The sequence below is a fragment of the Motiliproteus sp. MSK22-1 genome, from assembly GCF_001968815.1.
In the GTDB taxonomy this organism is placed as follows: Bacteria; Pseudomonadota; Gammaproteobacteria; order Pseudomonadales; family Balneatricaceae; genus Motiliproteus.
On record NZ_MIEQ01000096.1, the window covers coordinates 54,747 to 79,032 of the forward strand.

The 24,286-nt window shown below is 44.5% G+C and carries 16 protein-coding genes and 3 tRNA genes; 10 read left to right on the plus strand and 9 right to left on the minus strand.

What is annotated here, in order from left to right:
- Positions 1-56: 56 nt before the first annotated feature.
- From BGP75_RS23965 to ggt, 3 genes are all read right to left on the minus strand, one after another.
- A complete protein-coding gene (locus BGP75_RS23965) occupies positions 57-662 on the minus strand; it encodes a MarC family protein (protein WP_076721444.1) in 606 nt (201 codons plus the stop codon).
- 170 nt (positions 663-832) lie between these two features.
- Positions 833-1,732, minus strand: coding sequence for a 4Fe-4S binding protein (locus tag BGP75_RS23970; protein ID WP_076721445.1), 900 nt, complete (start codon positions 1,730-1,732; stop codon positions 833-835).
- A 337-nt stretch (positions 1,733-2,069) separates the two neighbouring features.
- Positions 2,070-3,821 (minus strand): gamma-glutamyltransferase, encoded by a 1,752-nt coding sequence (gene ggt, locus BGP75_RS23975; RefSeq protein WP_076721446.1) that lies wholly within the window; start codon positions 3,819-3,821, stop codon positions 2,070-2,072.
- Between the two features lie 317 nt (positions 3,822-4,138).
- On the opposite strand from ggt, the gene dctP reads away from it, so the two are divergent.
- The 4 genes from dctP to BGP75_RS23995 all read left to right on the plus strand — a co-directional run bounded on the left by dctP (position 4,139) and on the right by BGP75_RS23995 (position 8,934).
- Complete coding sequence (gene dctP, locus BGP75_RS23980) at positions 4,139-5,155, plus strand: TRAP transporter substrate-binding protein DctP (protein ID WP_076721447.1); 1,017 nt, start codon at positions 4,139-4,141, stop codon at positions 5,153-5,155.
- Entirely contained in the window at positions 5,155-5,679 is a 525-nt protein-coding gene (locus BGP75_RS23985; protein ID WP_076721448.1) for a TRAP transporter small permease subunit, read from the plus strand. Before dctP ends, BGP75_RS23985 begins: the two co-directional genes overlap by 1 nt.
- Positions 5,680-5,748: 69 nt before the next feature.
- Positions 5,749-7,074, plus strand: a complete 1,326-nt coding sequence (locus tag BGP75_RS23990) for a TRAP transporter large permease subunit (protein WP_083705022.1) — start codon at positions 5,749-5,751, stop codon at positions 7,072-7,074.
- Positions 7,075-7,302: 228 nt separating this feature from the next.
- Positions 7,303-8,934: a GMC family oxidoreductase gene (locus BGP75_RS23995; protein WP_076721449.1), complete on the plus strand. Its 1,632-nt coding sequence runs from the start codon at positions 7,303-7,305 to the stop codon at positions 8,932-8,934.
- A 71-nt stretch (positions 8,935-9,005) separates the two neighbouring features.
- On the opposite strand, the gene BGP75_RS24000 is transcribed toward BGP75_RS23995, so the two are convergent.
- On the minus strand, positions 9,006-10,943 hold the full coding sequence (locus tag BGP75_RS24000) for an EAL domain-containing protein (protein ID WP_076721450.1): 1,938 nt from the start codon (positions 10,941-10,943) through the stop codon (positions 9,006-9,008).
- An 18-nt stretch (positions 10,944-10,961) separates the two neighbouring features.
- A complete protein-coding gene (locus BGP75_RS24005; RefSeq protein WP_233153018.1) occupies positions 10,962-11,678 on the minus strand; it encodes a transglutaminase-like cysteine peptidase in 717 nt (238 codons plus the stop codon).
- A gap of 319 nt (positions 11,679-11,997) precedes the next feature.
- Between BGP75_RS24005 and BGP75_RS24010 the strand changes: the two genes are divergently transcribed.
- From BGP75_RS24010 to BGP75_RS24020, 3 genes are all read left to right on the plus strand, one after another.
- Complete coding sequence (locus BGP75_RS24010) at positions 11,998-13,158, plus strand: alpha/beta fold hydrolase (protein ID WP_076721451.1); 1,161 nt, start codon at positions 11,998-12,000, stop codon at positions 13,156-13,158.
- 494 nt (positions 13,159-13,652) lie between these two features.
- Positions 13,653-16,046: a hypothetical protein gene (locus tag BGP75_RS24015; protein ID WP_143821171.1), complete on the plus strand. Its 2,394-nt coding sequence runs from the start codon at positions 13,653-13,655 to the stop codon at positions 16,044-16,046.
- A 465-nt stretch (positions 16,047-16,511) separates the two neighbouring features.
- Positions 16,512-18,482, plus strand: a complete 1,971-nt coding sequence (locus tag BGP75_RS24020; protein WP_076721453.1) for a galactose oxidase-like domain-containing protein — start codon at positions 16,512-16,514, stop codon at positions 18,480-18,482.
- A 144-nt stretch (positions 18,483-18,626) separates the two neighbouring features.
- Here the strand turns inward: BGP75_RS24020 and BGP75_RS24025 are convergent, their stop codons facing one another.
- On the minus strand, positions 18,627-19,544 hold the full coding sequence (locus BGP75_RS24025; protein ID WP_083705023.1) for a LysR family transcriptional regulator: 918 nt from the start codon (positions 19,542-19,544) through the stop codon (positions 18,627-18,629).
- A gap of 188 nt (positions 19,545-19,732) precedes the next feature.
- Here BGP75_RS24025 and BGP75_RS24030 point away from each other — a divergent pair, with 188 nt between their 5' ends.
- Positions 19,733-20,500, plus strand: a complete 768-nt coding sequence (locus BGP75_RS24030) for an alpha/beta fold hydrolase (protein WP_083705024.1) — start codon at positions 19,733-19,735, stop codon at positions 20,498-20,500.
- Between the two features lie 380 nt (positions 20,501-20,880).
- Complete coding sequence (locus tag BGP75_RS24035) at positions 20,881-22,059, plus strand: AraC family transcriptional regulator (protein WP_076721454.1); 1,179 nt, start codon at positions 20,881-20,883, stop codon at positions 22,057-22,059.
- Between the two features lie 448 nt (positions 22,060-22,507).
- Here the strand turns inward: BGP75_RS24035 and BGP75_RS24040 are convergent.
- From BGP75_RS24040 to BGP75_RS24050, 3 genes are all read right to left on the minus strand, one after another.
- Positions 22,508-22,583: transfer RNA gene (locus BGP75_RS24040), tRNA-Asn, on the minus strand.
- Between the two features lie 52 nt (positions 22,584-22,635).
- A tRNA-Pro gene (locus BGP75_RS24045) sits at positions 22,636-22,712 on the minus strand.
- A gap of 30 nt (positions 22,713-22,742) precedes the next feature.
- Positions 22,743-22,818, minus strand: a tRNA-Asn gene (locus BGP75_RS24050).
- Positions 22,819-23,242: 424 nt separating this feature from the next.
- Here BGP75_RS24050 and xni point away from each other — a divergent pair.
- Complete coding sequence (xni, locus tag BGP75_RS24055) at positions 23,243-24,031, plus strand: flap endonuclease Xni (protein ID WP_076721455.1); 789 nt, start codon at positions 23,243-23,245, stop codon at positions 24,029-24,031.
- The last annotated feature ends 255 nt before the right edge of the window (positions 24,032-24,286 follow it).

The window sequence follows — 24,286 nt, forward strand, 5'->3', positions numbered from 1 at the left end:
TTCATGGCCTGTTGGCCCCGGAGCCTGGTGATGGATGGATTGCGACGGGTCAGAGATTAAGCTGCTGTCGATAGAAAGTGCATAACTCCGGTCATAATTATTTCAGCCGCCATTGCGGCCAATATTAATCCTGTGATCTTGCTAAGGATATTCAGGCCGTTTGTTCCCAGTAATTTTTCCAGTTTAGTTGCCAGATGGAGGAGGGTTAACAGAGCCAGCAGCGCCAAAATCATCCCTAGAATTCCGTAACCCAGATCCATTCCTTTCAATTCTGCGCCAAAGACTAAAATTGTACCGATTGTTGCTGGCCCGACTATGGTTGGAATAGCCAGGGGGACCACGGAAACATCATCACGAGCTTCGTTGGGAACATCGGCATGTGTGCGGACGCCATCTTTTACAAGACTGATTGCGGATAGAAAAAGCAACGTTCCTGCACCGATACGAAAGGAGTCCAGAGTTATTCCCAACAGGCCAAATAGTGGCATACCGAAGAAGAACAGAACCAGACTGATTAACGCCGCGGACAATACGGCTCGATTGGCGATGCTTCGCTTTGTCTTGACTGATTCGCCCTGCGTCAAGGATAAAAACATCGACACCACAAAGAATGGGGCAAACAGGAAAAAGAATTTTATCCAGGTTGAAAATAATAAGCTCATGATCATTTTACTTGACGGAAAAAGAGGGCGATCATATCACAGCTTATTAATCACGCAACGAAGGAATTCGCTGAAATGCGATGTCATGATTTGAGCCTGGCTCACCGGTAATTGTGATTTTGTTGCTCAGGTCCTGTCGTCAATATCAGAGCATGGCTGTTGTCATCGTTTTAATCTCTCTCCCCTGCTGCATTACGATCAACAAGCTGGGCCTGATCTCCGGTAACCCACCGAATAACGGCACCATCGGGATTGTCTTTTTGTACTCTGTCGCAGGCGCTCAGGCATTGACTGCACTGGGTGCAGGTGAATTTTGCTCTTTTAATGCTCCGGGTGTGCAATCGCATTGGACAGGCTTTATCACATTCTCGATCACAACCCTTGCACAGTGAGGCCCGGGATTTGTCGAAGCTGACAACCAGAGCTTTTTTATTACCCATCCACAGCAAACTCTGGAACACTCCAAGAGCACAGCCAAATTTGCAGAAGAGATGGCGAGCAAACATGAAGTCAATAGTGAACACCAGAGTTGCCAGGGTTAAAAATATTGATGACTTTAACCCCATTTGAAAATGGATCAGGTCATGAAACAGTAGCTTTGGCGGCAGCAGATATGTCAGTAAACTAAATGCCCAGACAAATGCCATGCTGATACTGAATACTGCGACAATCAGCCAGGGTAGCAGGCCATTGGTTTTTTTCGACGCTCGCTCCCAAAGAGTCACTCGGTTGAGATGCTTTAACATTAATTGATTAATCATCTCGACAACGGAAAAGTGGGGGCAGAGCCAGCCGCAGTAAACTCTCCCTAACCGCCAGACGATCAGAGCTGCGATGAGTATAAATAGTGTTACCGGAAGAAACGTGCGTAATAGCAGATTTGAAGCTATTTCTGTTGATTCACCTCCAAACCTTTGGAATGCTTCCATTCCCAGCGTCCAGTGCTGACCAAAGATGATAAAATTGCCAATAGTCAGATCGAGACGAAATATATCTAATGTTGGTGCCAATAAAAACAGCAGGAAGAAGCTGGTTCTGGTGATTAAGCGAGCATGGCTTCGAGCGAGCATCTGCGATGAATCCTGTTACTTCTATTCGGTACGGGTTTAGGACTTACGGGTACGGGTTTAGAATTATTGTATAGGCAATTACTCCAGTGGTAATTGTCTTGGGTTAATAGGATCTCAGGCTTAGCGGATTCTCAGGTAAATTTTCAATAGTGTTCTGCCTGGAGTCTACCAGAACAGCTACCTAAGTCCTTAATCCAGGTCAGATGCGGTAAAGTCAACGCAGAATTCACCACAGACTACCAGGCAATAGTGCAATGGTAGTCTGAAGTTTAACGGTACCTCGTTAATCGTTAAATTCGTTTATGGTTAAACGGTGATTGCGCTGTTGGTATGGTGCTTAATCTCCCTGGACGATTCCCTCTCGTCGTGAGTCCGCCCCGCCTTGTAACCCATCTCGCGTGGTTACAATACCGTGAAGACCGCTATTCAGTTCTCGAACATTGACCTTGTGCCCCTTACTTTCAAGCAGAGCTTTCAGTTCGGCTGCTGTGGTATCCTGCTCCAGGTCGGTACTTCCATTTCGATTGGTAAAGTTAGGTAAATCAATCGCTTGTTGGATATCCAGGTTCCAGTCCAGTACTCCTATAAGGGTTTTCGCTACATAATTGATTATCCGGCTTCCTCCGGGAGAACCAACCACCATTTTCAGTTTATTATCCTTGTCAAAGACCATGACGGGAGACATGGAGCTACGAGGTCGTTTGCCTCCCTCGACCCGGTTGGCGACAGGTTTGTCATCCCTTTCTTTATGAAATGAGAAGTCAGTCAGCTGATTATTAAGTAAAAAACCACGAACCATCAGCGTTGACCCAAAGGCCATTTCAATACTGGTGGTCATTGATACCGCATTGCCATCTGCATCTATGACTGAAATATGGGAAGTGGAGGGCTGTGAGAGAGTGGTACCTTCAATATATGCAGATGCTCGTGGTACATCTCCAGCAATAGCCTGGCCCATATCAGAGTCTTTTTTGATCAGGCTGGCCCGTTGCTTAAGATAAGCCCGATCCAGTAACCCGTTGACAGGCACCTTTACATAGTCGGAATCTGCCATGAATCGTCCTCTGTCAGCATACGCAAGCTTAGCCGCCTGAGTGAACAGGTGGACAGCTTCGTCGTCCAGCGGTTGGTAGCGGCTAAGTTCAAAGGGTTCTAACAGAGTCAGCATTTGTAACAGGGTTAACCCACCAGAGGTTGGCGGCCCCATTCCGCAAACTTTATACTGATGATAGGGTGCGCAGACCGGCGGGCGTTCCTTGGCTTCATAAGCACTCAGATCCGCTTCGGTTAACAGGCCTGAGTTATCGCGAGCGTTCCGTACGGCACTGACAATATCCTTGGCGATATCGCCCTTGTAGAATGCTTTGGGACCGAGGGCGGCAATTCTTTTAAAGGTATCAGCCAGTTCAGGATTAAGGCGCAAGTCGTCGGGCTGGAGAGGTTGGCCGTTTGGATAGAAGTAATTCCAGGCAGTATCGTAACGACCAAGGGCCGGGTTGGTCCTTTTTGAAATTAATTGATGTAATCGTTCGGAAACGTGAAATCCATTCTCAGAAAGCCTGATTGCTTCAGTAAACAGATCAGCCCAGGGGAGTTTTCCGTGTTTTTCATGGGCTTTGGCTAAGGCTGCCAGTACCCCGGGTACGCCAACCGAACGTCCTCCTGCCAATGCTTCCCACCAACTCACTGGTTTACCATCAGGACCAATAAACAGATCTCCGGTAGCTGCTGCTGGTGCTGTTTCTCGACCATCCCAGCTCGTCAGCTGATTTTTTGCCTTATTCCAGTGCAGAATAAAAGCTCCACCTCCAATACCGGATGACTGGGGCTCCACGAGTGTCAGCACCATCTGTACAGCGATAGTCGCGTCGATGGCACTTCCGCCTTGCTTAAGCACTCGATATCCTGCGGCAACAGCGTGTGGATTAGCAGCTGAAACCATATACTTTTTTGATGTCACGGCGGCTTTTAGATTAACTCCTGTTGCCGCTTCAGGGTCTCTTACCTCGCCAGTTGATTGTTGTGCGAAGCTGAATGTCGTTGAAAGGCCAAGCAGTACCAAGCCCATCAGTTGTTGCTTTATCTTCATCTGATTTCCTTTTCTTTGATCTGTAAAGGGTCAAGTGTTCAGTCTAGACCCTTAATCATATTTTCAGCTTTCCAGGTGAAAACATATTTCATTCTAAAAAGTCAAAAGTTTTTCTTTGTTATAAATCATGCCAATAAACGTCTTTAATAGGTTTTTATTATGGTAAAAAGAACTTCTTTGAGTAAAATATAAGAGAAATAGACTAAGCCATGATTAGTATGCTATAAGCCTGAATTTGATATTGATTAGCCACTTTGGATTTAGGTCAATATCGGTGAAGCGTCTGATAATAGGCTTAACCTGAACTAGGAAGCATGATGAAAAGAAGAAACATTCTAAAGGCCGCCGCGGCAGGTCTCGTAACAGCCCCTTTGGCAATGAGTGGGGCTAATGCCACTGCTGGATCGACTGTTCGTCTACGTATGCAAACATACTGGGGTACAGAGTCTGACGACATCCACAAGGCCTTTGTTGATGATGTAAAGACCGCATCAAACAAGACTCTTCGCGTTAAGCGCTTCCGTGGTAGTGAACTGGTTCCAAATGCTGACATGCTACAAGCTGTCAGTAAGGGTACTCTGGATATGTGTCAGGGGTATTCCGGGTACTGGCCGGGTCAGTTGGATATCGCGTCGATTGAGGCAGGGCTTCCGGGTGCCTGGACTAATTATGATGAAGCTCAGTACATTATGGAAACTCGTGGATTGGGTGATCTCGTCCGCGAAGCCTACGCAGAAAAGGGTGTACATTACCTTGGGCCTATTATGGGCGGTCCGTTTGACTTGTTGACAACCAAGCCTGTGAATAGTCTGGACGATCTTAAAAAAATGAAAATCCGTGCCACACCTAGTGTTGCCAAGGTGCTGGAGAAATTTGATATACCTACCGTTTATTTACCTGGTGGCGAACTGTATCTTGGACTCTCGACTGGCACGATTGACGGTGTTATCTATGCGGGAACAAACGAGTACAAGGCAATGAAGTTGTATGAATCTGCCAAATACTACACATTCCTGAATATGGTTAATCCTGGTTATGCCGATGATATGCTGATCAACAAAGCCAAATGGGAGTCTCTAACTCCTGAGCATCAGCGTATAATTGAGATGGCCTACGCCAAACATGCGCGTAAGATGCACACTTGGATGGTTAGCGGTTCAATCGATGCAGGCACCGAAGGTTTGTTTGAATTCAATACCCTGAACGCTGATGATTCTCAGCGGTTGCGTAATGCTGCGCGTGTGATCTGGGATGAAGAGGCTGCGAAATCTGAGCGCAACGCCAAAGCTATCAAAATCCTGGCTGATGCAGCGAAAGCGACAGGGAGAGGGTGATGAAAGGGATATCTCGCTTTCTTGCTCTACAAGACGGGATATCCGAATTCATAGGCAAGGCCGTCTCCTGGATGTGCCTTGCTATGATGGGTGTTCTTACCTTTGAGATCACCGCCCGATATCTATTTAACAGTCCAACCTCCTGGGCTCATGAAACGACCACTATGCTGTATGGTACATTCTGCATTCTGGCAGGGGTCTATACGCACCGGCATCATGGTCATGTCCGAAGCGAAGCTGTTTATCATCTGTTCTCTGTCCGAGGCAGAGCCGTACTGGATGTGATTACCGGATCCTTAGGTTTAGTCATCTTCGCTGTCTTTTTTGTGGTTGCCTTTGAATTTGCCGCAGATTCATGGCGAACCGGTGAGCTATCGTCAAAAAGTACCTGGGCACCCCCTATATATCCCTTCAAATCCGTTCTGCCTCTCGCAGTTGGCCTGATGTGGTTGCAAAGTCTGGCTCACTTGATTCGAGATGTACTGACCGTTTGCGGAAAAAATGTGCCTCAAGAGTCTTCCTGATCAGGTAGATGAGTGCTTGTTTCATAAGAAAATAAGCTTTAAGAAATCACAATATAAAGGGAGCTAACAGTGTTAGATCTTGATCCGTTGGTCGTAACAGCGGGCATGTTTGGCTGCATGCTGTTGCTACTAATTATTGGAGCCCCTTTGACTTGGGCTCTGCTCTCGGTAGGTGTGGGCGCTGCATACTTTTTGTGGGGACCTGCAGGACTGGAGCTGCTGGCTATCAGTACTTTTTCCTCCATGGATAATTTTTTGCTGGTAGCGCTCCCGATGTTTATCTTTATGGGGCTGATGTTAGAGCGTTCCGGAATTACCGATGCCTTGTTTGATATGATCAACAAGTTGATGGGGGGGGCACCCGGTGGGCTTGGAATGGGCACGGTGATTGTTTGTGCTCTGATCGCGGCCATGGCGGGTGTCTCTGGGGCAGCGACGGTGAGCCTGGGAATAATCGCCTTACCTGCGATGCTCAAACGCGGATATGACAAGAAGCTGGCTACTGGAACTATTATGGCTGGTGGTGCGCTGGGCTTTCTGATCCCGCCCAGTGTTCTGATGATTATCTATGCGTTTCTGGCCAGAGAATCGGTCGGTAAGTTGTTTGCTGCCGGTTTGATGCCAGGGTTGATGTTGGCCGGTATTTACATTCTTTATATTTATATTCGTGCAAAACTGAACCCTTCACTGGCTCCGCCCATTGCCGAGGAAGATCGTGTTGACTGGCGTGGAAAAGTGCTCTCTCTTAAGGCGCTTATTCTTCCGGGAACCCTTATCGCGACCGTGTTGTCGTTTATTATATTTGGTGTGACCTCACCCTCAGAGGCGTCGGCAGTTGGGGCTGTAGGCTCAATTATCTGTGCAGCTATCTTCCGTACACTCAATTGGAAAGTCCTGAAAGAGGTCTTAACAAGTACCACCAAGCTAATGGGAATGTTGCTTTGGATTACCCTTGCCGCAGTGTTCTTCAGTAAGGTTTACATTGGGTTAGGGGCTGGAATGGTTATCGAGGAATTTATCGAAGACACCGCTCTGTCGCCGTACTGGGTTATCGTGGCGATGCTGGCCTGCTACTTCCTGCTGGGTATGTTTCTTGATGATTTTGCTATCGTATTTATTACGGTACCGCTATTTGTTCCCATCGTTGATTCCCTGGGTTTTGATACTATTTGGTTCGCTGTGCTGTTTATTATCAGTATGCAGTCGGCTTATCTCACGCCACCCTTTGGCTACAATCTGTTTTATATGCGATCAGTAGCTCCTCCCAGTATCACCATTTATGATCTGTACAAAGCCGCAGTTCCTTTTGTCTTGTTGCAGATAGTGGGATTAGCTCTGGTTGTGATGTTTCCGCAGATTGCTCTCTGGTTACCAGAACTGATTTTTGGTAACTGATCCATTGCTCTAAACCTGTGATGCTCCTGCATTGATGAAATAACATTAAAACCTCTCACTCGAGAGGTTTTTTTTGCTTGTTCAATCAGCCATTGATTGATGCAGTGGATACCCTGAATAAATTGAGCGGATCAGGGTTGTTGATATTAGAAGAAGTTAACGTTAACGTCATTCGGAGTATTTCCGGGAGCTGAAAACGAATTTCAGAATATCAAGTGAGGATCAATAATGGGTGCAGATGTCTCTCAGTCCGAATACCAACCAGACTATGTTGCTGATTACATCATTATTGGTGCCGGTTCAGCAGGCTGCGTGTTAGCGAACCGATTGTCTGCAGACCCCGGTAAGCAGGTGTTATTGCTGGAAGCTGGCGGTAAGGATGATTATTTCTGGATACATATACCGGTAGGTTATCTCTATACCATTAATAATAAGCGTACTGATTGGTGTTATAGCACTGAACCGGATGAGGGGCTTAACGGGCGCAGTTTAGGCTACCCACGAGGTAAGGTTCTTGGAGGTTGCTCATCCATTAATGGCATGATTTATATGCGAGGGCAGTCCGCTGACTATGATCATTGGCAATCTCTGGGGAACGAAGGCTGGGGTTGGAACGACGTACTGCCTTATTTTAAAAAGTCAGAAGATCACGCTAATGGACCATCTGAGATGCATGGGGCCGGAGGAGAGTGGAGAGTGGAAAATCAACGACTCTCCTGGGAGATCCTGGATGCGTTTAAAGATGCGGCAGCTGAGACCGGGATACCCAATACTGATGATTTTAATACCGGTGATAATCTGGGGATGGGGTACTTTCAGGTTAACCAAAAAAAAGGAGTTCGTTGGTCCACTGCGCGTGGTTTTTTGCGGCCAATACTGGATCGCCCGAACCTCAAAGTTATTACGAGGGCTCATGCCAAAAAACTGCATATTGAAGGGAAGTCTGTGAAGGGAATTTATTTCCAGCATGAGGGTAAGGAATGCTATGGACGGGCAATAGGAGAGGTTCTTCTCAGTGCAGGAGCCGTCAGTTCACCGGTGCTTATGCAGCGCTCTGGTATAGGCAGCGAAGAGCTGCTGAAACAGCACGGCGTTGATCCAGTCCATGAATTGCCCGGTGTTGGAGAAAACCTGCAGGATCACCTTCAGGTTCGAGCCGCTTTTAAAGTGAAGAATACCAAAACGCTTAATGAACGCTCTAAAAGCCTATGGGGACGTCTGACCATGGGGCTTGAGTACTTCCTTCTTAAACGGGGGCCGCTCACTATGTCACCGAGTCAGTTGGGTGGTTTTGCAAAGAGTGATCCTGAGCGCGACAGTGCTAATCTGGAGTATCATATCCAGCCACTGAGCTGTGAAAAGCTTGGAGATGAACTCCATTCATTCCCTGCCTTTACGGCATCTGTCTGTAACTTAAGACCAAAGAGTCGCGGTTATGTGCACCTTCGGTCGGCTGATCCTTTTGATCCTCCGGTGATCAAACCAAACTACCTGTCAGACCCCGATGACCGTCAAGTAGCGGCGGATGCACTGAAGTTGACCCGTAAGATCTGTAAGGCGAATGCACTTGCTCCTTACCAACCCGAGGAGTTTAAACCGGGTGTTGAGATTGACTCCGATGAAGATCTGGCAAAAGCCGCTGGGGATATTGCGACAACTATCTTTCATCCGGTTGGGACCTGCAAAATGGGTAATGATCCAATGGCTGTTGTGGACGCTCGTCTCCGGGTGCATGGTTTGGAAGGAATTCGGGTAGTGGATGCGTCAATTATGCCAACGATCACCTCCGGCAACACTAATTCTCCGGTTATTATGATTGCGGAGAAAGCTGCCGACATGATTCTTGAAGACGCTAACTGATCTCTGCTGCAGAAAGTCTTGCCAGATCAGCAAGGCTTTCTGAGAACATAATGGACTTATTCGAAGATTCCCTAACGTAACCGTTGCGGCTTGCCCTGAAGGTAACCCTGTACCCCATCTATTTTCAGTGCGCGAAGACGTTTGAGCTGTGGCTCACGCTCAACCCGTTCGGCATAGGCCTTTATTTCCAGGCTATGTGCTACCGTTATCAGGCTGCTAACAAAGAATCGATCTTCTGGATTGGTATCGACTTCTTGAATCAATGAGCCGTCAATCTTTACATAGTCTGGTTGCAGGTTGTAAAGGTAGCTGAAACCTCGGGGATGAATGCCAAAGTTGTCGACCCCAAATCCCACCCCGGTGTTTTTTAGATGCTCTCTGAATTCCGTAACAATATCCAGATTATTCAAAACCGATGCTTCATTTAGTTCTAAGTTCAGGTTTTTAACCGGAGACACGACATCAAGTAACCAGGAACGAAACTCTTTGTTTCTCACTGATGCTGCACTCAAATTGACCGTCAGTGGCTGGCAGTTAGGTGTTTGTTGAAGGTATGAGAGAGTTTGATTAATCACTGCTCGATCCAGGTCAATAATCAAACCCAATTCTTTGACGATGCCGATAAACTCACCCGCTGCACAGGGCACCCCTGACTTGTCTAAAATCCGTGCCAGAATTTCTCTTTGCAACTCCAGGGTTCCTTCCTCGGAAACAAGTAGTTGATATTGCAGTAAAATCTCTTCATCACTGATAGCATCGGCAATTCGTTGATGCCAGTTTTCACTGGTTCGGGTATGCTCTTCTGAGAGTTTAAGCTTGCTGTAAACCTCTCCATTACGCTCGGCTTCCTGCAGTGCCAGTTGCGCGCGAGAGATTAACTGGCTGGAAGAGGATAGATCTGAACCCTGAGCAACTCCTATGCATATAGGTCCACGCTCATCTTCAGATTGAGATATCTGCTGATAGATCTGGCGGGTTTCTTCAACCAGATCATCCAGTTCCCTGCGTAACTTGTCTGTGTCTGTTCGATCAATCAACAGCATGAATTCGGCTCCCGTCATACGGCCGAGAATACTCTGTTCTGACTTTCTACTCATTTTTTCCAACATCGAAGCGACCTGCTTGATCAAACCGCTGGCCTTCTCTAATCCGAGTTCCTGATTAAGCTTGGCAAGGTTTCTTATGCGAACATAAAGCAGGGTGCAGGGACCAAAACTCTTACGGTGATCTAGTTGCTCGGAAAGTTGTGAGAGCAATGCACGTTGATTGGCAAGGCCGGTCAGGTTGTCCTGATAAGCGCTACGCTGCAGTTCTTCGATATTGACGCTTTGGCTATTGAACATGCGCTGAACCTGACGGACCATCAAATTCATTGCCTGGACAACACTGCCTAACTCACGGGTGGTCGGAATCTCGTCCTGCTCAACATACTTTTTCTGGGAAAGAGCCAGAGCCTGCTCCTCTACGCCTTTTAACGGACTCAGAAGGTGACGCATCAAAATGCTGATAGCTACAACGCAACCCAGTGATAGCATTACAAACCAAATCAGTGTGTCCTGAACTCCAAGCCATAGTTGCTGATATGCATAACCGGCACGGCTTTGGACAAAAACGGTTCCTACTTTTTGCCATTGATGAGTCACTTCACGGGTCATCTCCGGAGGAGAAAACTCCACCAGGCTTACAAACCAATCCGGTACATTTACGCCCGCCCGAGCCGGTATGTTTTTGCTGAATAGCGTTTGTCCCTCGTTATCAACAACATCAATGCGCTGATAAAAACCGCTGTCGAATATCGCATTGACAGTGGTTTCAATAGAGGCAGTATCCTTGTCAGCCATAAATTCAGACATATAGAGACCCAAATGCGTGGCCGTATCCTGCCCATGGGACTCCAGTTGGTTGAGCAACATATCTTCAGCACTGTCAGACATAATGTAGATTGTGCCGGACACCAGGCCAATCAGTACTGCAAATATTGCCGCGATCAGTTGGTTTACCAGTGACATTGATGACTCCTTGGATGTCTATTTGGCATTGACTTGCTGGTCTTTAATTCGAGATTGCAGTTTGACCCACAGTTTTAGTCGGTCTGATGTCCCCACCAGTTTTGTACGGGGCCCTTTTCTGGAAACCCAGATATTATCGCCATTAAAGCTATATACGTACTTTAAATCGCGTCTGTTGGGAGCCGGTTCTATTTCGCCAATCAGGTTGTCCAGCACAACAGGAACTGAATTTGGCGTTTTGTAATAAGTTAACACCATATGGGCCTGATTCAGGCTCAAGGATTTAACATACGCAATACTCATTTTTTTGATTGGAACGCCAAGCTCTTTCAAGGTGTAGTATTTTGCGATTGAGTAATCTTCACAATCGGCCCCGTTGGTAATCAGTAGTTCGACAGGGGTCGCCCAGTAGTCATTCTTCCCCCAATGATCAATATCATTAACAAATCGAGCTTGATTGAAAAACTTGTTGACTTCATACAGTTTGACATCTTCAGGCTCATTGGCGAGTCTGTCCAGCAGATTCTGCCAGGCTATCAAACGTTTTCTGGCATCCTCGCCGTATTTTTTCCCTAACTCATCAATATATGCCGCCGAAAGTCGAACACTATCGCGATTGTCCGCTACAAGTCTGTAGCTGAATAAGGCCGTGCTCAAAATCAGCAGGCACAGTGCCACTTTCCCCGCGCTGACCAGAAAAGGTTGGATGGATGGATGGCTAAACAGCGGTCGCAAGTAGTTTTTCCATTATTCAAAAGTACCTTTGAAACAGATCCTTCATCGTAATTCCATGGAACCCTCAGCACAATAATGGATAGTGCCATAGATCAACGTTAGGGTCTAAAAACATGAAAAAATTCAATTTATTGGAGAAGGCCGGCTGACTTTTACTCATCGGATGGGGGTTGAGCCAGAAAGCAGAATGGACTTGTTCACAGGTTCGCTAATGATTGTTCAAAATTACGGGATTCAGTATTCAGATTATCCTCATTTATCCAGCGGGAGGTTTTTTTTAAATTAAAACCTCACAAATATCCAAATCAAGAGAACTAACATGCAAAACAAGATCAAGACGTCTCTTCTTACCCTGATTACGGCTGCTTCACTTTCCGCACATTCTTATGGGATGGATAAACAGAGTGACTTTGTGATGATTCATTCGGCCTGGACCGGTGGCTGGCAGTGGCAACAGGTTAATTCAGCATTGTCGAAAAAGGGGCATACCTACAGTTCTCCGGATCTGCCTGGGCATGGTGCTGATAATACCCCAGCTGGCGCAATTGACCTGGATAGCTATGTTTCTTCTATGGTTAGCGTACTCGATGCTCGTCAATCAGCAAGCATTCTTGTGGGTCATAGCTTTGGTGGTGTCGTTGCTAGCCAAGTCGCAGAAGCTCGGCCTGAAAAGGTAAAAGCGATCGTTTATTTGTGTGCTTTTATGCTTCCTGATGGTTACTCGTTCATGGATGCAACGGCAGGCGTCAAGAACTCGGAAGTACTCAATAATCTAGTGTTTTCAGAAGATAAAACATCTGTATCGATTGCGGATGAAGCGCTTCACAGTGCCGTTGCTCATGAAGTACCTGTAGAGCTGTTTAATCAGGTAAAGCCGAATCTTGTAGCAGAGCCAACGGCTCCTCTTAGTGCAAAGTTGCAGTTAACCGCTGGCAATTATGGCAGCATACCTCGCTATTTCGTGCAGTGTGAGAATGATAATGCTCTCCCTGTAGAGCAACAGCAGTTCATGATTGAACAATCACCGGTAGAGTGGAGCTATAAGCTTGAATCAAGCCATATGCCTGTCTTCACGATGCCTGAGCGGGTGGCTGAAATCCTTGATGATGTTGCAAATCGGGAAGAAGTCAGAAAAGCAACTCTTACAGCTAATAATAACTGGATAAAAGCATTTAACACCAAGAACATTATTGCCGTCACCAATACTTACACTGAGAATGCAGTCTTAAATGCACGACCATTCGGTACTTATAGCGGCCGTGAGGAAATATCCCGTTTTTGGGAAAAAATGCTGGCAGATGGTGCCTCTGATTTTCGCTTAACTGAAAGCAGAGTATTTGTTCTTGATGATAAGCGAGCCACTTCCTATGGTTTATGGGAAATGAATAAAGGACAGGGAATTATTTATAAGTCGATCTGGAATCTTGATGCTGATGGTAAAGCAAAACTCAGTGAGGGTGATTTTGAGATGCTACGTTAGCTTGGTCTTTACCCTTCTTTAGAATGATGATCCGTTGAGATTTCCAAATAGTTTACCAACTAAATGGAAATCTCACTGGGAAAAGTGATACGAAAAAAATAATAGTTTATAATTTTCCGTTACCCTTCTATAAAAACCGGGATGAATTCTTTGTAATTATTAAGATTTAATCATTATATCCTGCCTTTTATAAACAATATTATGTTATTAGAACGATCCATAAGTTGGCATCTAAAGCCATTTTTTGGTGTTTTATGTCATATTATTTAGTCAAAACTATGTCTATTATTTCAGGGAAATTTATATACTTTTACATGATTATAATACTTACGCTAGTTGTTAACTCGTTATTTATAAAAATATACTTGTGTTTAAATACATAAATTATTTAACAGGGTGTTTTATTAAAAAAATTGTTCTTATAGTCTTGAGTGTTTTTAATAAATACCATGTTTTTGTAAAAGTTTTTTACCAAATAGTCAGAGGGAGTTCGCTTGAATAAATATTGCGTAGTATCGCTTACATCAATCATTTTATTAGCTTCATGTGTAGCTAACGCGGGAGGAAGAAAACACTCTTCGGATCTTATGTCCAGACATTTGTCTACGAAGAATATTGCCTTCGATGGAGCGTTGCTATCAGAGCAATGCCAAGGGGAAACGATAGATAATACTGGTTCCTCGGACGGGCCATCACTTGTTTTTAACGAATCAGCTTTACTGAGCAACGATTTTTCTTTAAGAAAAACGCTCCAGGCAATCATAGACTCAAACGACGCTGGTTCTGGTGGTGATACACCGGAAAAACTTGTGTCTACAATGCTTACTACTTTTGGTTTGTCACAACAAACCAACCCCCTTTCGGAGTTAACAGTACCGGTTGAGCGCAGAGATGGGGAGTTTGGTATAGATCCCGACAGTATGGTCTCTGCCATGACGCCCGTGGGAATCTTTAATCGATTCGATCTTGCTTCCAGTGATGGAGCATCATGTGGTGAGTATCGGGTTGTATACGCAAAGCCGCAACTATCGCAGAACCTCCCAGGTGGTCCATTTTTTATGATTTTTGAAGCAGGCTATCCAAACCCCTCTCCGGAAAAAGGACTTTTAGGTTGCCTGCCAATTGCTCAGTTTTGGGCTTCGTTGGAAGATTCTGCTCTTACCCAGCAAGAGCGTGTCAGTCGGCTGGAAGCCTTGTTTTATGATGGAATATCACAGGGTGGAGTTCGTTTGCCAGCCATTATTGATTTTGATCATTACAAAGCACCGTTTGGGCAAATTCGAATCAATACATTTATTAACTTTCACGATTGGCAACTGAGAGACTTCCGGACAGACAGGGTGTCGGGAAGAACCGTTTTAGTTGCGGACCCGGTGGATAATTCACCGTTGACAGAGTTCTTTGGTGGTCAGTTTTCCGGTATTGATGCCCAGGAGCAAACTCGGTTTGATAGGTTGAGCAATGAATTTCGTCAGGATTTTATAAATAATCAAGTCGTGAATCTCTCGCAGCCAGAAGTGAACGGGCTTACCGATGATACTGATATAGTTAATGCCATTGGTGCAAACATTGATAATCGTTTTGTTGAGTTTCAATCAACAGCATCCGGGCAATTTGTTGACAGCCCGCCAAATCAGACTGATGCTGACTTTCGTGCACTTATAGAGAGTCAAAGTAATTCAGCCCCGTTTACTGAGATACTTCTTAATCGAATGGAATCCCAAACATGTCAAGGGTGTCATCAAGGAGCGGTTTCTAAACAAGTAGCATCTAATGTAGTATGGCCAAGATCACTGGGTTTTACTCATATTGGCGAGTCTGGAAGACTTTCTCCTGCGTTGCGAAACTTTTTCTTGCCTGCTCGTAAGAGAGTGTTGAACGATTTTCTTTGCAATCCACCGACCGAACCAGAGTTTGCTTCTGAACTGGTCATTGAAGCAGAATCTGCTTCTACACAGAATACATTTTCCCCGTTTGAAGTACGGAATGAAGAAAGCGCTTCAGGTGGGCAGTATATCGTTTGGCCTGATATTAGTCCGGTACCAAGAAAGAACGAAGATTTGGAAACTAATAGAGGGAATGTTAAATATAAATTTACGCTATCACAGTCTTCAAACCTGAAATTTTCAATTCAAATGAGGTCAAGAAGCGAGCATTCAATACAACGTCCGGAAAATAATGATTCGTTCTTTTTCAGAGTCGACGGAGAACCCTGGCTGATTCAGAACAATGAAGCGCATCTGGATGACTGGGGGACAACCTTTGTCACGGTGCTTTCCAGTTTGCCTGCGGGATCTCACACGCTTTCTATTCTGTTAAGAGAGGATGGCACCGAGCTCGATTCGATCCGCTTAGTACCTGATGATGGTCTGATTAAGGCTGGAGAAACGGATCTTCCCGATACTGAATTTAAATCATCAATTATGATCGAAACGGAAGCTGCTGAGCTGCAACATTCATTTACACCATTTGAAGTAATATCGGATGAAGATGCTTCAGGAGGTAAATATATAGTTTGGCCTGATAGCGGTCAAAGAAGAAAGAATGATGATACGAATGAACTTGGCGGTAAACTTGACTATAAGTTCTCCTTATTGGAGCCTTCATCAGTTGATTTCTCAATTCAGATGAGAACAAAGAGCAATCAGTCATTTGATGGAAATGCGAATAATGATTCTTTTTTCTATAGACTTGATGGCGGTCCCTGGCAGATTCAGAATAATAATGGGCACAGTGATATATGGGCTTCAATCTTTGTCACTCGTTTCTTGGGTTTAACAGAAGGTGAGCACACCTTAAATATTTTAAGAAGAGAAGATGGAACTGAATTAGATGCACTAATTCTGACACCAGTAAAAGGTATGATTAAGATCGAATCGAACCTATAGAAGCAAGTACCTGTTGTCCTGGCTCGGCAAAGAAATGTCCGAGCTAAGGGCAATAATATATTCTTCAAAATAAAATTTTAGTATTAGGTGTTGATTATTCAGCTTTCATTATTTATCTGAGAAATGTGACGGGAACAAATAATCTGGCCAAGGCATGGAACTAAGGCTGAAGAAGAGTCACTAAATACTTACTTGGAATCAACAATTTTTATTATAGATGATTATTTTATAATCTTCGTTATTACATCCTCTAATAGAAGTTTTGACGCGAAATGTCGCTTTCATGCGTGATGGGTAATATATTAATGATTTACTAGCGACTATGATTTTCTTTAGGTGATAGATAGAGTTTTTAATACGCATGTTGTTTGTGTGTATTTAATAATTTGTCTTTATTTGGAAAATATTAGCTGCAAATATATAACTCCTAAGTTATTTTTGTGGCTTGAATGGAAGTAATTATATATGAAAAATCGCTTTCTTATTGTAAGCATGGCTTTATATGGCCAGGCAGCCTTAGCTGATATACCTGCAGCTTCTTTTAATTTAATTGGTAAGGATAGTGAGCTGTGTTTTCAGGCAACAGAAACAAAAAAACTGATTCAGAAAGCCTGCTCTGCAGAATCACTATTCTGGAGGGTTACAAAAAATCCTGATGAGAGCTATATTTTTCGGACGAATGTCAACGAGCAGGAGTATTGTTTAACAGCTTCAGGATTACATGGGGAGCCCGTGAGGTTGGGGGACTGTCAACTAGCCGCAAATTGGTTGATATCACCGCTACGTGACGGCTTCAAAATGGTGGAGCGGGATTCCGGGTTTTGTAACAACATTGCGGGTAACAGATTACTCCCAGATGCAACGTTAACACAATATGGATGTACCACTGGCGATAATGAAAAGCTGGACTTTAAGCTTGCCGGTCCTGCTGTGCTGGGGCAATGGGGCGAGAAAATAGACCTGGGCCTGATTCCGATTTCAGCAGCGGTATTGCCTACAGGAAAAGTGCTTTATTGGTCCGGCTCAAATCGAAATGGTTTTCATGGCAAGCCGATTACCTATACCGGTCTGTTTGATCCGGAGAATGAAGCACATACGGAAGAAACGGTGATGGATTCAAATCTATATGAGATGTTTTGTCCGGCTACCGTTATGGATAAAGACGGATCTGTGATCATTATTGGCGGTGGTGCACAGATCGTACAAGGCTCTGTTGGTATTGGCAGAAGGGAGTATGTAGCCAGTTACAATTTTCGGGATGAGGCTGTTGGAGCCTGGAAAAGAGAAAAAGACCTCAATGTACCACGCTGGTATAACAGTGCGATAATGCTGGGTGATGGCTCCATCTTTACTATTGGTGGTGCTGGGGACGGTCAGCCAATACATTCGAATATGGAAAAGAAGGGAGAAATCTGGGATCCGGAAACCCGTAGCTTTCGGTATCTGTCTCAGACCAGGGATGTCGGCTATCACAAAGACAAAAATGGCACCTATGGTAAAGCTCGGGGGGAGTATTATCGGAAACTGACTCTTACTCATGATGGCAGTATTTTGGAGTATGCGCCTTACAAGGACTTTATTCGTCATACGGTAGAAGGAGAGGGTAGTTCGACCCTGACTGGTAATGGGCGTGATGGGGGTCCAAGATTTATTCAGGGTGCGGCTAGTGCTCAGTACAGTTCTGATAAGCTTTTAATGATTGGTGGTAGCGCTGAGTTTGGCGAAGAAGATCAAAAGAAGGAGGATCAAAAGGTTAAAATTCCTGCCCTTGATTCGGTCTATGAGATAGATCTGGCGACAGGCGTTTCAGAGACTAAGGCCAGTATGCATCACAAAAGATATTACCCTAATTCAGTGGTGTTGCCTGATGGAAAAGTGCTGACAATAGGAGGATCACGGGATAATCATCTGTTTAATACGGTGAATGCGGTTCTTACTCCAGAAATGTATGACCCACAAACAGACCGATGGACTGAAATGGCTGATATGTCCATTCCTCGGAACTATCATTCCACTGCTGTTTTGCTTCCAGATGGTCGTGTTTGGGCTGGAGGAGGCGGTGCCTGCGGCAATTGTGAATTTAACTATCCTGATGCGCAAATTTTTAGCCCGCCTTATTTGTTTAAGGGAGAAAGGCCTGAAATAAATTTGACGCTGATAGAGAACAGGATTGGATATCAGCAGGATTTTAACCTGTTTTCTAATCAGGAGTTGAACTCAATGGTTTTGGTGCGCTTATCGTCGATAACTCATAGCTCAAATACGGATCAGCGTCGTATCGAACTGGATTATGAAGTGACGGCTAATAACGGCTACAAACTAACTACACCATCCAGCATACATATTGCGCCTCCAGGCTACTATATGTTATTTGGCCTTAATCAAAATGGGGTTCCATCCCATGCCAGGATAGTTCAGCTTGGTAGTGATTTGTAATTATCAAGATTCCAGATATTGATAATGAACCTCACTTTTTAGTGAGGTTCTATTCGATAAGGATTTAAGGGTAGAAAATAATCAGTGTTACTTAACCTGCTTGTTTGTCCATCGATCTTTTGCATTGGGGCATGATCATGGCTGTTACTCAGTCTTATACTCTGAAAATTGCTCAAGACGGCTTTTAATCAGGTCGATGCAGCGTCGGACCTTCAGCGGTACGTCTCCTCGGTAAGAATGGACACTGTTGATCAACCTTGCCGGGGTTCTGATCTGCGGTAGTATTCGGACGAGTTGGCCTGCTGCCAGTAGTTCGACTAAGTAGAGGTTGGGAAGAAGTGCAAACCCTTTGCCAGCCGTTGCCAGTTGAGCTGCTGTGACTGCGGTATTGACTCGGAATTTTGGTTTTAAGGCGATGTCGTAGACTTTTTTGTCATCCAGTAGCCTTTGTTGCCGACCTTGTTGCCAACTGGTTGCTATAAAAGGGTGTTCAGATAATTCCGACAGGTTTTTCGGTGAGGGATTGTTAGCCAGATAGCTGGGTGAGGCTACCAATATATTATGCTGTTCGCCCAATAAACGAGCCCTTAGGGTACTGTCTTCCAGGTCGCCAACCCGGATTGCGAGGTCGATGCCTTGATCCACGATGTTACTGGGGCGGTCATCTATCAAAATGCGAGGTTCCAGCCCCGGGAATTCATCGACCAGGTTGCCTATGGCCGGAATGATAATTGATGGAGCAAGAGCATGAGGGGCGGTGATGGAAAGGGGGCCCTTAGGTCGGCCTTCTCGTTCTTCTATCTCATCGACCGTCAAATCCAAAAGATTTTCCAATTGGCGACAGCGCTCAACAAACATCAGACCTGCCTGGGTGAGTACCAATCGCCGAGTTGTTCGAGTAAGCAGTTGTACTCCCAGTTCAGCTTCCAGCTGACTAACGTACTGACTAACACCTGATTTAGTGAGCCCTAGTACATCGGCTGCCTCTGTAAAGCTGCCTCGTCTTGAAACTTCAGAGAACACCAGCATTCGTTGTGGTAGTTTTTTTTGTTTATTTATCATGAACAATCATTTCATATTCTGGCTGTTTATAGCTCCATTGTATCTCAATAAACTTGTTTATATACCAACCGAGTAGCCAAAAGAAAAAAAGATAAAAGGCAGCTGGGAACAATTTTGCTGCTGAGGATGGCTGCCTATCTAGGCTGTGGATATTTTTACCCTAAAAACTGTAGTGAGAGGCAATAGTAATGACAACTGTGAGTTCAATGAGCAACGATAAGCCTGTTTTTTTATGTATTCATTCTGCCTGGATGGGTGGATGGTCATGGCAATATGTCACTGAGGCCCTCAGGGCCAAAGGATACGACAGTTTAACACCTGACTTGCCTGGCCACGGTGTCGATAAAACAAGAGCGGAAGTGCTTAGGCTATCGGACTACGTCCAGTGCATAACATCCATAATTGATAAGACTGAACGGCCTGTCATTCTTGTTGGTCACAGCTTTGGTGGAATCGTTGCCAGTCAAGTAGCTGAAGCCCGACCTGAAAAAGTACAGGCTCTGGTCTATCTCTGTGCATTTATGCTGCCGAGTGGCCTATCCTTTATGGATGCAATAGAGGGGGTTGATGATTCGTTAGTACTCGATAATCTGCGATTTTCTGATGATGGTTCATCAGTAACTATTGCAGAGGAGTTCATGCATCCTGCGGTCGCTCATGACGTCCCTGAAGAAAACTTTCTTGCAGTAAAACCGATGCTGGTTGCGGAGCCCACTCAGCCCTTGGCCGAATCTTTGGTTCTGACAGATAGAAATTTTGGCCAGATAAAGCGTTTTTACATCGAGTGTACGGAAGACCGAGCCATACCGCTGAGGCTTCAACGTCAGATGTGTGAAAACCTCTCTGTGGATCATGTTTATCAATTGGAATCAAGCCATGCTGCAGTATTCTCCAAACCGTCTGATATTGCTGCATCCTTAGAAGATATTGTCATCCGAAATGCATTCGGTGGCTGAGCCCGTTCATATATTTGTTCCTTCAGAAGATTGTATTGAAGGTGGGCGTTAACAGAGCGCCTAATTCGTTGATTTGTAGTATCACTATAAGCCTTAGAAGTGCTCCAGGGGGTCTTTGAATAAGTCTAAAAATTCAGATTTTTGAGATAGATCTGAGGCTTCCTGGTGCTGACTATATCGACTTTTATCAATTAATGTATTTAGAAATTTTTCTGAGAAGTTGGAACTTATTACGCCTTATTAACAATGTTGTTTTAAAGAAAATTCTACTAAGAGTCATGGCCATATTTTTTGTGAGAATATAGCTGATGTTGAATTTTATTAGGATAAATAAAAGTTTCATATTATTTGTTTTACAGAATTTAGAGCGATGACTAACAATGAGTATGAATAGTAAGAAGGATATACCTGCCAGCTATATTGATAAATCTAATAGCAAGGATGGGAAAAGCAACAATTCTTTACCATCTCATGAACCTGCCGTTATGGCAACGATATCTTTACATATGCTACGAGTTGGTTCTCAGCATGGTGTTGATATCGATGATATTCTTCAAGACCTGGCGTTGTCTAAAGAGCAGTTGGTCAAGCCGGGAGAGCGTATACCGCTATCTATTCATCTAAAAATTCAAAGCCAGGTAGTAAGTAAAAGCTTGTTGCCTGAAATAGGTCTGGAAATCGGTCGATTAATGCCGTCAGGTATATTGAATATCGTAGGTTATATTATGATGACCAGTGCCTCTTTGGGGGAAGCGTATAAAAACCTGGAAAATTATTGGGAACTTCTTGGAGGAATGGGAGATTTTAAGTTTATTGCCAAAAATGTTTCTGGAAATATGCATGCTGAAATTAGTGTTGGTGATTTTCATCCGATATCTAAAGAATGGATCGAGTGTATTACTTCTTATTGTATTACAGTCGGGCGTAAACTGACCGGAAAAGATTTTTTTCCTTTAAAAGTACATTGCTCCTATTCAGAGCCCGGTTATGAAGAGTGTTATCGCCAATTATTTGGTGACTGCGTTTTGTTTGATCAGAAACACAATAAGATAGTGTTGTCTGCTGAGGATGCGGATTTACCTATCATCCATCCAGACCCCGTGCTGCTGAATCTCCTCAAGCTCCAGGCAGAGTTAGAGCGGAAACAGATGTCAACGCTGAAAGAGCTGACCCGGAGTGTAAAAAATTTGATACTTCAGGGATCAAAAGAAGGGCGCACTGACGTTGAAGACATTGCCAAAAAGATGTGTATGAGCAAACGTTCACTTCAACGACTACTTGGATTGGAAGGAACGAGTTTTTCAATGATCCTCAAGCAGGTCAGGATGGAAAGGGCAATTCTGATGCTTCAACAACAGGACCTGAATATAACACAGATTGCATTTCAGCTTGGCTACTCTGAGCGAAGTGCCTTTGATCGAGCTTTTAAAAAATGGACAGGACTTGCACCAAGATCCTTCCGTAATCAAGTAATCTCCGGTTCTATTGCTGAAAGCGTTCGTCTGTGCTGGCCTGAATGCTCGAATGTGGCCGTCATGGATAATATCAAAGTTGGTTGATCCCTACAGGCAGCCGTTTCAGGGCTTGTCTTCTGAGGCCCAAGGGGCTTGTTCGCAGGTTTCCTGGTACAGATTGGCGGAGTTTGTCAAGAATATGTATTTATAGTCATATTATAAAACAAAGAAACTGTCTACTATTTGATCAATATTTAGATGCTGAAGATAAATCAGTATGAATGTAAAGGTTACCAAATTGTTGCGGAATTTTTTTATAAGATTTTTAAATTATAAATTTTTTATTAGAAAGGGGTAGTGGAGGGTAATTATGAGTGTGAATATTTTTCTTGTAGATTTTGTTTTTTTTCTGTTTTTATGGTTTGGGATAGCTAGATAAAATCAATTTATCGGTTTGTGATATTTTACTTTAAATATAAGGTTCTGCTGAGAGAGAGGAGAGGGCTTCCTAACGGAGCGGTTGGTACTTAATTTTTGCTGGAAATTAAGAAGGTGGCTCCTCGAACAGGACTCGAACCTGTGACCAATAGATTAACAGTCTACTGCTCTACCAACTGAGCTATCGAGGAATAACCAAACAAAGGACTTAGCTTCTGATCCTTCGACCTTTCTTTAAATATATGGTCGGGGTAGAGAGATTCGAACTCCCGACATCCTGCTCCCAAAGCAGGCGCGCTACCAGACTGCGCTATACCCCGATACAGATCGCGCTCTAAGTGCTATAGAGATGGCTCCTCGAACAGGACTCGAACCTGTGACCAATAGATTAACAGTCTACTGCTCTACCAACTGAGCTATCGAGGAATCACGATTAACTGTGGGCGCGAATATTAAAGCCCTTTTGGGGTTTGGTCAAGGACTTTGGCACATATTCGTTAAACTGGCTCAAATTTCTATTTGCTTTTGAAAACATCAGGTTGCAATAGCCATTGGTCAGAAGGAGTTGTGTTTGTGTCGATTTTTTTCAAGATTGTTAAGTGCTTAGGTTCCTTAGCCTAAATACCTGTGAATAGGTTTTTGGAACATCTGGCTTTCTGACCTGTATATAACAAGCGTCCCGACTAAGACCAATAGTCCGGCCGATTGATGATGTTGCCAACTCAAGGTGCTATCAATCAGAGTTGTTGAACAAGCAGTATTCAGGTTGTAGGGAGCAAGAGGGCTGTCAATCATCTTTGGATCCTCTTATATTGGCTCTTTTGTTACTGTCATTGGAGTCTTAGCAGTCATGCATTTGTTGCTTATCGACGGTCTGAATTTAATTCGTCGTATCCATGCCGCTGTTCCTGGCGAAGGCCATGAGGCTGTATCAGCGGCTGTTGACTCCTCTGTGCATTCGTTGAACAGGCTCTTTAAACAGTTTCAACCAAGTCATGCTGTCTGTTGTTTTGACGGCCCAGAGTTAAGCTGGCGTCATTTGGAATATCCTCAATATAAAGCGGGTCGTAAACCTATGCCTCAGGAACTACGCGATGCGATGCCAGGATTTAGGGAGCAGTTTTCACATATCGGTCTGGCAAGTTTAGCCTTGGCTACAGTAGAGGCTGATGACCTTGCCGCAACACTGGCAGTAAAAATGCTAAGTATCGGGGGGCGAGTAACATTAGTTTCTACAGATAAAGGTTTTGCCCAGCTTCTGATTCAGCCTGATGCCGATCAGCGGCTGTGTTTATGGGATGCATTTGGTCGCAGGCAGATTGATTCAGAGTCAGTACATGCGCGTTTTGGGGTGTACCCTGACAGAATTCTTGATTACTGGGCTTTGACGGGTGACAGTACCAACAATATAAAAGGCGTAGAAGGGGTCGGTCCGAAAACTGCTCTGCGACTTCTATCGGAGTGCGATTCACTAAACGGTATCTACCAGCACCTTGGTAGATTAAGTGATAAATTGGCGTCAAAATTAAAGGATAACCAAGAGCAAGCGATGCTTTGCCGCCGATTAGTGACTTTGGCGACGGATATGAAATTAGGGTGTAAACTGAGCGATTTTCGTTTCGTTCCGCCTGTGGCCTAGTTTTGTAAAGCTTTTGTTTCCAGCACTGTTGTTCCCGTAACTGCTGGCGTTCTTGTTGCAGCTGCGGTGCTCCCGGGATAAGGCATTTCAATTTTCATCTGAGGATAGCTGATTCAGATATTCAGAAGCCGTCTCTGTACTGTTATTTACGACCCCTAATGAGTTAGAATCGTTTCCTTTATGGATGGGTCGTAGCCACTGAAAAGAAGTTCTTGGAGCCTGATGGTTTTTAGCAGTAGGTTAGTGTTAAAAAAC

What these genes read in the sequence shown, in the direction of transcription:
- BGP75_RS23965 (WP_076721444.1), bottom strand. Translation starts at nt 662, where the DNA reads ATGAGCTTATTATTTTCAACCTGGATAAAATTCTTTTTCCTGTTTGCC.
- BGP75_RS23970 (WP_076721445.1), bottom strand. Translation starts at nt 1,732, where the DNA reads ATGCTCGCTCGAAGCCATGCTCGCTTAATCACCAGAACCAGCTTCTTC.
- ggt (WP_076721446.1), bottom strand. Translation starts at nt 3,821, where the DNA reads ATGAAGATAAAGCAACAACTGATGGGCTTGGTACTGCTTGGCCTTTCA.
- dctP (WP_076721447.1), top strand. Translation starts at nt 4,139, where the DNA reads ATGAAAAGAAGAAACATTCTAAAGGCCGCCGCGGCAGGTCTCGTAACA.
- BGP75_RS23985 (WP_076721448.1), top strand. Translation starts at nt 5,155, where the DNA reads ATGAAAGGGATATCTCGCTTTCTTGCTCTACAAGACGGGATATCCGAA.
- BGP75_RS23995 (WP_076721449.1), top strand. Translation starts at nt 7,303, where the DNA reads ATGGGTGCAGATGTCTCTCAGTCCGAATACCAACCAGACTATGTTGCT.
- BGP75_RS24000 (WP_076721450.1), bottom strand. Translation starts at nt 10,943, where the DNA reads ATGTCACTGGTAAACCAACTGATCGCGGCAATATTTGCAGTACTGATT.
- BGP75_RS24010 (WP_076721451.1), top strand. Translation starts at nt 11,998, where the DNA reads ATGCAAAACAAGATCAAGACGTCTCTTCTTACCCTGATTACGGCTGCT.
- BGP75_RS24020 (WP_076721453.1), top strand. Translation starts at nt 16,512, where the DNA reads ATGAAAAATCGCTTTCTTATTGTAAGCATGGCTTTATATGGCCAGGCA.
- BGP75_RS24025 (WP_083705023.1), bottom strand. Translation starts at nt 19,544, where the DNA reads ATGATAAATAAACAAAAAAAACTACCACAACGAATGCTGGTGTTCTCT.
- BGP75_RS24030 (WP_083705024.1), top strand. Translation starts at nt 19,733, where the DNA reads ATGACAACTGTGAGTTCAATGAGCAACGATAAGCCTGTTTTTTTATGT.
- BGP75_RS24035 (WP_076721454.1), top strand. Translation starts at nt 20,881, where the DNA reads ATGAGTATGAATAGTAAGAAGGATATACCTGCCAGCTATATTGATAAA.
- xni (WP_076721455.1), top strand. Translation starts at nt 23,243, where the DNA reads ATGCATTTGTTGCTTATCGACGGTCTGAATTTAATTCGTCGTATCCAT.